A 10,640-nucleotide genomic window follows, 5' to 3' on the forward strand; every position below is an offset into this window, starting at 1 on the left:
GCATGTAGCCCAAACCCCAGCCGTGATCGGCGACCCGTGGCCCGAGCACCAAGTCGGTCTCCAGGCCACCCTGGCACGAACGGGCAAGTGTCGGCCCTGGGATTGGCGACGTTCTACAACGCGCTCGCCCAGGAGAAGGTGCTCAGCCGCGAGCACATGGAGCTGGTGCGGCAGTGCCAGGGTGGCCTGGAGACCGACTTGGTGCTCGGGCCACGGGTCGCCGATCACGGCTGGGGTTTGGGCTACATGCTCAACCAGCGGTGCGTGAACGGGCCCAACCCGCGGATCTTCGGCCACGGCGGCCTCGGGGGGTCGTTCGGGTTCGTCGATCTCGAACACCGGATCGGCTACGCGTACGTGGCGAACCGGTTCGACGCCACCAAGGCCAACGCGGACCCGCGCAGCCTGGCGCTGAGCAACGAGGTCTACGCGGCGCTCGGCGTCATCTAGGTTCCGGCGAACCGCGGCCCGTCATTTCTGGCAGGTAGGGCACCAGAACACGTTTCGCCCCTCGAGCACGGCCGTGCGGATCGAATCTCCACAGACCCGGCAGGCCTCGCCGGCGCGCCGGTAGACATACGTCCGGGGCCGCCCGGCCCGGTACGACGGCGGCCCGTGGTCGTGTTCGGGCCGCACCACGATGATCTTGCCCCGGCGCAAGCCGACCTTCATCAGCGCCACCAGATCGGTCCACGCCGCGGCGAACTCCGCCTCGCCGATGTCGCGGCCGGCACGGAACGGGTCGATGTGGTGGCGGTAGAGCAGTTCGTTGCGATAGACGTTGCCGACGCCGGCGACGATGGTCTGGTCCATCAGCAGTGCACCAATGGGCCTGCGGGACTTGGTGATTCGATTCCACGCCCAGGACGGATCGGCGTCGTTGCGCAGCGGGTCGGGACCGAGCTTGGCCAGCACGTCGGAAACCTGGCCCTCGTCGATCACCTCGCAGACCGTCGGCCCGCGTAAGTCGGTTCCGTAGTCGGCGCCGACCATTCGCATCCGCACCTGCCCGACCGGTTCGGGAAGGACCGCTCCGTCGCGCGGCCATTCGGTGAAGGCGCCGTAGAGGCCCAGGTGCACGTGCACGATCGGACCGCCTTGATGGGGCCCGTAGTGGTGGAACAGGTGTTTGCCCCAGACGCTGGTGCGGCGCAACACGCGCCCGTCCACCACGGCCGCATCGACGAAGCGGCCCTGCGGGCTCGACACCGCCACCGGCGCCCCACCGAAGCGGCGCTGATGCAGCCGGGCCAGGCGGTGCAGGGTATGCCCTTCGGGCATGCGCGCCTCAGCCCTGCGCGCCGGGCACCGGCGGCGCCTGGTGAGTGCGCTCGTACTCGGCGAGGATGTCGATACGTCGTTGGTGGCGTTCGGCTTTGGACCATTGCGCACTCAGGAAGGCATCCACGATGGCCAACGCCTCGGGGACCGTGTGCATGCGACCGCCGATCCCGATCAATTGCGCGTTGTTGTGCTCGCGGGCCAGGGTCGCCGTCTCGACGCTCCACCCCAGCGCGCAGCGGGCTCCCGGCACCTTGTTGGCCGCGATCTGTTCGCCGTTGCCCGAACCGCCCAGCACGATGCCCAGGCTGCCGGGGTCGGCCACCGTGCGTGTCGCGGCCGCGATGCAGAACGCCGGGTAATCGTCCTCGGCGTCATACGCGAAGGCGCCACAATCGATCGGCTCGTGCCCGGACGCTTTGAGGTGCTCGATGATCTGCTGCTTGAGCTCGAATCCGGCGTGGTCAGAGCCGAGGTAGACGCGCATGCCCGCAATCCTTACACGGGCCGCCTATCAGTCGAATTCGGGCTTCTCGGTGCGGGTCCGCTTGAGCTCGAAGAAGTGCGGGTAGGACGCGAAGGTCACCGACGCATCCCATAGCTTGCCGGCCTCCTCGCCGCGGGGGATCTTCGAAAGCACCGGCCCGAAGAACGCCACCCCGTTGACGTGAATGGTCGGCGTGCCGACGTCGTCGCCGACGGCGTCCATGCCGGCGTGGTGGCTCTTGCGCAGGGCGTCGTCGTACGCCTCGCTGTTCGCGGCCTCCGCGAGCTCCGCGGGCAGACCGGCGTCGGCGAGCGACAACTTGATGACTTCCTCGAGGTTCTTGTTGTCCTCGTTGTGAATCCGGGTGCCCATGGCGGTGTACAGCGGGTCGAGCACGCCCTCGCCGTGGGCCTGCTCGGCGGCGATCGCCACGCGCACCGGACCCCAGGCGTGCTTCATCATTTCGCGGTATTTGTCGGGAAGGCCTTCGCGGTTCTCGTTGAGGATCGCCAGGCTCATGACGTGAAAGTGCACCTCGATGTCGCGGACCTTTTCCACCTCGAGGATCCAACGCGAAGTGATCCAGCACCACGGGCACAGCGGGTCGAACCAGAAATCGGCTTGGTCTTTCTCGGCAGCCTTCTCAGCCATAGCGCAGTCCTCTCGTCGGTCGGTACACCGTTCAGCACAACCGTAGGCGCCGCGCCCCTGTTCCCGCACCGGCCGAGATGCGCGGCGGGCACGTAAGTTGGACGCGTGGCTCTTCCTAATCTCACCCGGGACCAGGCCGTCGAACGCGCCGCCCTGATCACCGTCGACAGCTACCAGATCGACCTCGATGTCACCGATGGTTCCGGCGCACCCGGCGAACGGACGTTCCGCTCCACCACCACGGTGGTGTTCGACGCGCTTCCCGGTGCCGACTCGTACATCGACCTCGCCGCCGAGACGGTGCGCAGCGCCAGCCTCAACGGCCATGACCTGGATGTATCCGGCTACGACGAATCGACGGGCATCGCGTTGCGCGGTCTGGAGAAACGCAACGTCCTCGTGGTCGACGCGGACTGCCGCTACTCCAACACCGGCGAGGGGTTGCATCGCTTCGTCGATCCGGTCGACAACGAGACCTACCTTTACTCGCAATTCGAAACCGCCGACGCCAAGCGCATGTTCGCCTGCTTCGACCAACCCGACCTCAAGGCGACGTTCGACCTGCGGGTGACGGCACCCAAACACTGGAAGGTGGTTTCCAACGGCGCGACGGTGTCCATCGAAGACGGCGTGCACGTCTTCGCCACCACTCCGCGGATGAGCACCTACCTGGTGGCCCTCGTCGCCGGCCCGTACGCCGAGTGGAAGGACACCTACGCCGACGAACACGGCGAGATCCCGCTGGGCATCTTCTGCCGGGAATCGTTGGCGCGCCACATGGATGCCGAGCGGCTGTTCACCCAGACCAAGCAGGGATTCGCCTTCTACCACAAGAACTTTGGGCTGCCGTATGCGTTCGGCAAATACGATCAGCTGTTTGTGCCCGAATTCAACGCCGGCGCAATGGAAAACGCGGGCGCGGTGACCTTCCTGGAGGACTACGTCTTTCGCAGCAAGGTCACCCGGGCCTCTTACGAGCGGCGCGCCGAAACCGTGCTGCACGAGATGGCGCACATGTGGTTCGGTGACCTCGTCACCATGACCTGGTGGGACGACCTGTGGCTCAACGAGTCGTTCGCGACGTTCGCGTCGGTGCTGTGCCAGGCGGAGGCCACCGAATTCACCGAGGCCTGGACGACGTTCGCGACGGTCGAGAAGTCTTGGGCGTACCGCCAAGACCAGCTGCCGTCCACCCATCCGATAGCCGCGGATATCCCCGACCTGGCCGCCGTCGAGGTGAACTTCGACGGCATCACCTACGCCAAGGGCGCGTCCGTCCTCAAACAGCTCGTCGCCTACGTCGGGCTGGAGTACTTCCTGGCGGGGCTGCGCGACTACTTCCGCACCCACGCGTTCGGCAACGCCACTTTCGACGACCTGGTGGCCGCGCTGGAGAAGGCGTCCGGCCGGGACCTGTCCGACTGGGGCCGGCAGTGGTTGAAGACGACCGGGTTGAACACGCTGCGGCCGGATTTCGACGTCGACGCGGACGGCCGGTTCACCCGGTTCGCGGTGACACAGAGTGGCGCCGCCCCGGGCGCCCGTGAAACCCGAGTGCACCGGCTGGCGATCGGGATCTACGACGACGATGGCGCCGGCAAGCTGCTGCGGGTCCGGCGCGAAGAACTCGACGTCGAGGGTCCTGTCACCGAAGTGCCTGCCCTCGTTGGCGTTTCGCGTGGCCAGCTGGTGCTGGTCAACGACGACGATCTGACGTATTGCTCACTGCGACTGGACGGCGAGTCGCTGCGGACGGCGCTGCGGCGGATCGCCGACATCGCCGAGCCACTCCCGCGCTCCCTGGTGTGGTCGGCGGCGTGGGAGATGACACGCGAGGCCGAACTGCGCGCCCGCGACTTCGTGGCGCTGGTTTCGGGCGGCGTGCAGGCCGAAACGGAGGTCGGTGTGGCGCAGCGGCTGCTGCTGCAGGCGCAGACGGCGCTGGCTTCCTACGCCGAGCCGAACTGGGCGCGCGAGCACGGGTGGCCGGAGTTCGCCGATCGGCTGCTGGAGCTGGCGCGCGCCGCCAACCCCGGCTCCGATCACCAGCTCGCCTTCGTCAACACCCTGTGTTCGTCGGTGCTGTCCACCCGGCACGTCGTGGCGCTGGCGGACCTGCTCGACCACGACCCGGCCGAGTTGGGGCTGGCCGGCCTCGAGATCGACACCGACCTGCGGTGGCGCATCGTGACCGCGCTCGCCAGCGCCGGGGAAATCGACGCGGATGGGCCCGCCACGCCCTTCATCGACGCGGAGGTCCAGCGCGATCCGACCGCCGCCGGCAAGCGGAACGGCGCCCAGGCGGCGACGGCGCGGCCGCAGCCACAGGTCAAGGAGGACGCCTGGACCACGGTGATCGAGGACGACACCCTGGCCAACATCACCGCCCGCAGCATCATCGCGGGCTTCGCCCCGGCCGGGCAGCACGACTTGCTCACGCCGTTCACCGACCGCTACTTCGAGGCGATACCGGGCGTGTGGGCGCGGCGTTCCAGCGAAGTCGCGCAAACGGTGGTGATCGGCCTGTACCCGCACTGGAACATCAGCGAGGCCGGCATCGCGGCCGCCGACAAGTTCCTGTCCGCCCCCGAGGTGCCGCCGGCGTTGCGGCGGCTGGTGCTCGAGGGCCAGGCCGGGGTGAAGCGGGCCTTGCGGGCACGCAAGTTCGACGCGACCGACTAGGCCGACGGTGACGACCCGCCGCGCCCGGCTACGCCGCTAGGCCGGGGAGATCCCCGAGCTGAGGACGCGGATCGCGCTGACCAGTCCGTCCACCAGATCGCCCCGCTCGAACGCCGACGACGCGGCGGCGACGCCCAGTGGCGCGGACGACTCGGCGCCGCGACCGCGGACCTGGGAGCCGTAGACCACCTCGATGACCTTCTGGTCGGGCGAGACCGCCAGCAGCACCGCGTTGTCCGGGGTGGGCACCTTCGCCAGGATCTCGCGAGCCCGCGCGGCGGTGTCACTGCCCAGGTCACCGAGGTAAATGGCGAACCGTGCCTTCGATGCCCGGGATCCGAACTTCAGCGCGTCGTCGATGGCGACGAGGTCCTTGATCGGGAATGGAAAATGAACCGAGAGCTCGCCGGGCTCGGTGACCCCGGAGAGCCGCCCGCTGGTGGTGATCACCCAGCCGTTGGGCAGCTCGGCGGGCTCCCTCGTCGCCACATCACCATGTGCCACTGGCGCCACCTCCAACTGAGAATTCGTGTCCGCCGTGCCCGCCGTGGGTGTGGCCGACGTCTTCGTCCGTGGCCGCCCAGAGGATCGGCGGATGCGTCCACTTCTCCGGCAGCTTGTAGGTCGCCGGGTGCGGTCCCTTGTGCGACCAGATCAGCACCGCCAGCACGGCCACCAGCAACAACGGTATCCCGATGAAGTACGCGTGAATCTCCAGCATGCTCACGACGAAAACCGTATCCCACTGGGTGTTCTCGCGGCACACCCGGACACGAGATTGGTCAGGCCGCGCCTTCGCCGAGGTAGCGCGCCCAGGCCGGGTCGAGCTCCTTGACCGTCGAGAGCAGTCGCCAGTGCTGCCCCGTCGGCGGCAGCGGCGTCCGGCGCAGCACCCAGCCGAGTTCGGTGAGCAACTTGTCGCCCTTGCGGTGGTTGCACGTCGAGCAGCAGGCGACGCAGTTCTCCCAGGAGTGGTCGCCGCCGCGGCTGCGCGGCACCACGTGGTCGACGGTGTCGGCCTTGGCCCCGCAATAGGCGCAGGAGAATCGGTCCCGGTGCATCAGCGCCGCCCGGGTCATCGGGACGCGGGCCCGGTACGGGACGCGGACATAGGTCCGCAGCTGAATCACCGAGGGCACCATGATCGAGCTGGTGGCCGAGTGGATCACCGGTCCGGCCGGGTCGTGGTGGACCACGTCGGCCTTCCCGCAGATGACCATCACGATGGCCCGCCGCATCGGCAGCGCGGTCAGCGGCTCGTAGGTCGAATTCAGCAGCAGCACCCGCCGGCGACTCCACAGGGACGCAGTGTCTTGGCGGGTGGGGGGATGGGTGTCGACGCTATGCAGGCATGACGCGGTCGGGGGCCCGGTTAACCCTGCCGCGGCACCGGAACTGCGGTGGCTGCGGCGTCTCTTGCCCTGCGCCATAGATCCTCCGCGGATAGTCCACCATGATTCGCCGCCAATCGCACCCCTATTGCAGGTGAACGGCATGTCGTCCGGGTGAACAGCGGCTGTGCCCTCGGCCCGGCGCGGGCCGCCGCCGCCGCGATGGACCACAATGGAGGCGATGGATTCCGAGCCACAGTCCTTCTATGACGCCGTCGGCGGTGCCGAAACCTTTCACGCGATCGTGTCCCGCTTTTATGCCCAGGTCGCCGAGGACGAAATCCTGCGCCAGCTGTACCCCGAAGACGACTTGGCGGGCGCCGAGGAACGGTTGCGCATGTTCCTCGAGCAGTACTGGGGCGGCCCGCGCACCTACTCCGACCGGCGGGGTCATCCCCGGCTGCGGATGCGCCACGTCCCGTTCCGCATCACCCCCATCGAGCGCGACGCCTGGCTGCGCTGCATGCACATCGCCGTCGCCTCGATCGACTCGGAGACCCTCGACGACGAGCACCGGCGTCAGTTGCTCGATTACCTTGAGATGGCCGCCCACTCGCTGGTCAATGCGGCGTTGTGATGTCGGCCCACGAAACTGAGCGGGGTGGGATGAGCTCCTCCAAGCCGTGGTGGTCAAACGCGGTCTTCTATCAGGTGTATCCGCGGTCGTTCGCCGACAGCAACGGCGACGGCGTCGGCGATCTGGACGGCCTGACGGCCCGGCTGGACCACCTGGAACGGCTCGGCGTCGACGCGATCTGGCTCAACCCGGTCACCGTCTCGCCGATGGCCGACCACGGCTACGACGTGGCGGATCCCCGGGACATCGACCCGCTGTTCGGCGGGATGGCGGCGTTCGAGCGGCTGGTGGCCGCCGCACACGAACGGGGCATCAAGATCACCATGGACGTGGTGCCCAACCACAGCAGTTCGGCGCACCCCTGGTTCCAGGCCGCGCTGGCGGCCGGTCCGGGCACGGAGGCACGGGAGCGCTATTTCTTCCGCGACGGGCGCGGCGCGCACGGCGAGCTGCCGCCGAACAACTGGAAGTCGGTGTTCGGTGGGCCCGCCTGGACCAGGGTGGTCGAACCGGACGGCAATCCCGGCCAGTGGTACCTGCACCTCTTCGACGCCGAACAGCCGGACCTGAACTGGGAGCAACCGGACATCTTCGACGACTTCGAGAAGACGCTGCGGTTCTGGCTGGAACGCGGCGTCGACGGATTCCGCATCGACGTGGCCCACGGCATGGCGAAACCGCCGGGCCTGCCCGACGCGCGGGGCGACAGCAGGGTGTTGCACCACAACGACGACGACCCGCGCTTCAATCACCCGAGCGTGCACGAGATCCACCGGGGCATCCGCTCGGTCGTGGACGACTATCCCGGGGCGGTGACCGTCGGCGAGGTGTGGGTGACCGACAACATGCGGTGGGCGGAGTATCTTCGGCCCGACGAACTTCACCTCGGCTTCAATTTCCGGTTGGCGCAGATCGACTTCGACGCTACCGAGATTCACGACGCGATCGAGAACTCGTTGGCGGCCACGGCAATTGAGAACGCCACCCCCACGTGGACATTGTCCAACCACGACGTGGGCCGCGAGGTCACCCGCTACGGCGACGGTGAGATCGGGTTGCGCAGGGCGCGGGCGATGGCGATGGTGATGCTCGCGTTACCGGGGGCGGTGTTCGTCTACAACGGCGAGGAACTCGGGCTGCCGGACGTGGAGCTGCCCGACGAGGTGCTGCAGGACCCGACGTGGGAACGCTCGGGGCATACCGAGCGAGGCCGGGACAAGTGCCGGGTCCCGATCCCGTGGTCGGGCGACGCTCCCCCGTTCGGGTTCTCCTCATCGCCCGCCACGTGGCTACCGATGCCGCACGACTGGGCGGCACTGACCGTCGAGAGGCAGCTCGCGGACCCCGAGTCGACCTTCGCGTTTTTCCAGCGCGTCATCAAGGTGCGCAAGGAGCGCCCCGAATTCGACGGCGAGGACATCGATTGGTTGGACGCGCCACGTCATGCGCTGATCTTCCGGCGCCGCGGCGGCGGGGCGGTGTGCGTGGTGAACGCCGGCCGCTGGCCGATCCCCCTGCCGCCCGGAGAGCTGATCGTCGCCAGCGTCCCGCTGGTCGACGGCAAACTCGCGCCCGACGCCGCAGCCTGGCTGGCCTGACCGGCAGGCCCCAAAGGCGGGCCGGAGCAGTCGGTTTCGCGTTGCGGTTTTCACACTGCCCGAGTGTCGCCTAGGGCGAAGATACCCTATGGGGGTACTGTCGTGCGATGACCGAGATCGAACCGGCTTTGGGCCCTAGGCCGATGCCGGGCGGGCCCACCGGAGAAAGGCGGGTTGGTGGATAACACGTTGCGATGGGTGGTGACGGCAATGTTCGCCGTCAGCTTTGCTGCCTACGCGTATTTCCTTGTCGCTCAACGCCGCTGCTGGACGGGCATGGTCAGCCAGCTGCTACACCTGGCGATGTCGGCCGTGATGATCTTGATGGCCTGGGGCGTGGGAATGAATCTGCCGACCGTCGCGGCGGCCATGTGCTTCCTGCTGGGCGGGGCCTGGTTTGCCGGCATTGCCGGCCATGCGCCCCGGGCCGCCGATGGTCGGCTGACGAACTATTACTACGCCGCGATGATGGTGGCGATGGCGTGGATGTACGGGGCGATGAACGGCAGCCTGCCGGGTCGGTCCGGCCATTCCGCCGGCGCGATGGACATGACCGCGCACGAGGTCGCGTCGGGGCAGCAGCAGCACGCCGGACACCACATGCCCGAGGCCGCCCCGGACTGGGTCACGGTCGTGAACTGGACCGCGGCCCTCGGGTTCGCCGCGGTGGCGATCTATTGGGCGTACCGCTGGATGGCGCGGCGCTGGACGAACCTGATGCCGCGCGCCGTTCGGCTCACCCACGCGCAAATCGTGACTCAAGCGGTCACCGCCGCGGGCACGGCGCTGATGTTCGCTGACATCGTGTGAGCGGATTCCACGGTCGGCTGGTCCCGTTCGGCCAACCTCGCGACTCAGCGTTTGGCTCGTCGCTCCTCTATACCTAGTACATGGCGACCTACGCGTGGACAGTGATCGGAGCCGGACCCGCCGGAATTGCCGCGGTCGGAAGGCTGCTCGATCAGGGCGTACCGCCTGACAAGATCGCCTGGGTCGATCCGGCCTTCGCCGCTGGAGACCTGGGCGGTAAGTGGCGGTCGGTGTCCAGCAACACCATTGCCGGGACGTTCATGAGTTTCCTGAATGGCTCTGGGGCCTTTCGGTTCTCCCAAGCCCCGCCATTGCCCCTGGCCGAGGTGGACCCCGAGGAGACGTGCGCCCTTGCCCTGGTCGCAGACCCATTGGTATGGGTCACCGCGCAACTGCGCGAACGGGTGCACACGTTCGAGACGACGGCCACCACCCTGTCCCTGCAGCGACGGCGCTGGCGGATCGAAACGCAGGATCCGGAACTGACCTCGGACAACGTGATCCTCGCGATCGGCGCGGCCCCCAAGAGGCTGGACTATCCCCTCGACGAGATTCCGGTCGAGGTCGCCCTCGATGCCGACAAGCTCGCCCAGGTGCCGCTGCAGGGCGCGACGGTTGGCGTCTTCGGCTCGTCGCACTCGTCGATGATCGCGTTACCGCACCTGCTGCGGCTCCCGGTCGGCAGGGTGATCAATTTCTACCGCAGCCCGCTCAAATATGCTGTCTACCTGGATGATTGGATCCTATTCGATGACACCGGCCTAAAAGGCCGTGCCGCCGAGTGGGCGCGCGAGAACATCGACGGGGTGTATCCGGAGCGGTTGGAGAGGTGCTGGGTTTCGAGCCCGGAATTCGAAGAGAAGCTCGCCGAGTGCGACCGTGTCGTCTACACGGTCGGTTTCGAGCCGCGGAAGCTGCCCGAGACGCCCCAGTGGGGCCCGCTGCAATACAACCGGGTGAACGGAATCCTTGCCCCCGGCCTGTTCGGGCTGGGCATCGCCTTCCCGGAGTACGCCGAAGATCCGTACGGCTTCGGGCAATACCGCGTAGGCCTCAAGAAGTTCATGGACTACCTGGACTCGGTGCTTCCGTTGTGGATGGTCTACAGCACGTGACGACTCATCCCAATGCCGGGGTTCGACTCAAGATGATTCGGAACGGGA

The 10,640-nt window shown here is 67.6% G+C and carries 12 protein-coding genes; 6 read left to right on the forward strand and 6 right to left on the reverse strand.

The genetic code is table 11. From position 1 onward, the window contains the following. A partial coding sequence (locus tag A5711_RS12805; protein WP_369829933.1) for a serine hydrolase occupies positions 1-450 on the forward strand: 450 nt, incomplete at its 5' end. Between the two features lie 21 nt (positions 451-471). On the opposite strand, the gene A5711_RS12810 is transcribed toward A5711_RS12805, so the two are convergent. From A5711_RS12810 to A5711_RS12820, 3 genes are read right to left on the reverse strand one after another with little or no spacing between them, the layout of a single operon-like run. Then, entirely contained in the window at positions 472-1,281 is an 810-nt protein-coding gene (locus tag A5711_RS12810) for an Fpg/Nei family DNA glycosylase (RefSeq protein WP_067946992.1), read from the reverse strand. A gap of 7 nt (positions 1,282-1,288) precedes the next feature. Next, positions 1,289-1,768, reverse strand: coding sequence for a ribose-5-phosphate isomerase (locus tag A5711_RS12815; protein ID WP_067946994.1), 480 nt, complete (start codon positions 1,766-1,768; stop codon positions 1,289-1,291). A 27-nt stretch (positions 1,769-1,795) separates the two neighbouring features. After that, positions 1,796-2,419, reverse strand: a complete 624-nt coding sequence (locus A5711_RS12820; protein WP_067946996.1) for an Rv2466c family mycothiol-dependent reductase — start codon at positions 2,417-2,419, stop codon at positions 1,796-1,798. Between the two features lie 105 nt (positions 2,420-2,524). Between A5711_RS12820 and pepN the strand changes: the two genes are divergently transcribed. Further along, positions 2,525-5,101 (forward strand): aminopeptidase N, encoded by a 2,577-nt coding sequence (gene pepN / locus A5711_RS12825; protein ID WP_067946998.1) that lies wholly within the window; start codon positions 2,525-2,527, stop codon positions 5,099-5,101. Positions 5,102-5,137: 36 nt separating this feature from the next. Here the strand turns inward: pepN and A5711_RS12830 are convergent, their stop codons facing one another. The 3 genes from A5711_RS12830 to A5711_RS12840 form a co-directional block, all read right to left on the reverse strand. Further along, on the reverse strand, positions 5,138-5,605 hold the full coding sequence (locus tag A5711_RS12830) for a DUF5130 domain-containing protein (RefSeq protein ID WP_067947000.1): 468 nt from the start codon (positions 5,603-5,605) through the stop codon (positions 5,138-5,140). Then, complete coding sequence (locus A5711_RS12835) at positions 5,592-5,819, reverse strand: hypothetical protein (protein WP_067947160.1); 228 nt, start codon at positions 5,817-5,819, stop codon at positions 5,592-5,594. The genes A5711_RS12830 and A5711_RS12835 overlap by 14 nt, the downstream gene beginning before the upstream one ends. Before the next feature lie 64 nt (positions 5,820-5,883). Continuing rightward, positions 5,884-6,531, reverse strand: a complete 648-nt coding sequence (locus tag A5711_RS12840; protein WP_067947002.1) for an HNH endonuclease — start codon at positions 6,529-6,531, stop codon at positions 5,884-5,886. Positions 6,532-6,673: 142 nt separating this feature from the next. Between A5711_RS12840 and A5711_RS12845 the strand changes: the two genes are divergently transcribed. The 4 genes from A5711_RS12845 to A5711_RS12860 all read left to right on the forward strand — a co-directional run bounded on the left by A5711_RS12845 (position 6,674) and on the right by A5711_RS12860 (position 10,592). Next, positions 6,674-7,069, forward strand: coding sequence for a globin (locus A5711_RS12845; protein WP_046184463.1), 396 nt, complete (start codon positions 6,674-6,676; stop codon positions 7,067-7,069). Between the two features lie 29 nt (positions 7,070-7,098). Beyond that, on the forward strand, positions 7,099-8,667 hold the full coding sequence (locus A5711_RS12850) for a glycoside hydrolase family 13 protein (RefSeq protein ID WP_082975724.1): 1,569 nt from the start codon (positions 7,099-7,101) through the stop codon (positions 8,665-8,667). A gap of 177 nt (positions 8,668-8,844) precedes the next feature. Then, complete coding sequence (locus A5711_RS12855; protein WP_156744915.1) at positions 8,845-9,477, forward strand: DUF5134 domain-containing protein; 633 nt, start codon at positions 8,845-8,847, stop codon at positions 9,475-9,477. A gap of 101 nt (positions 9,478-9,578) precedes the next feature. Next, complete coding sequence (locus A5711_RS12860; RefSeq protein WP_067947161.1) at positions 9,579-10,592, forward strand: FAD/NAD(P)-binding protein; 1,014 nt, start codon at positions 9,579-9,581, stop codon at positions 10,590-10,592. The last annotated feature ends 48 nt before the right edge of the window (positions 10,593-10,640 follow it).

This window comes from Mycobacterium sp. E2238, assembly GCF_001672665.1.
GTDB lineage: Bacteria > Actinomycetota > Actinomycetes > Mycobacteriales > Mycobacteriaceae > Mycobacterium.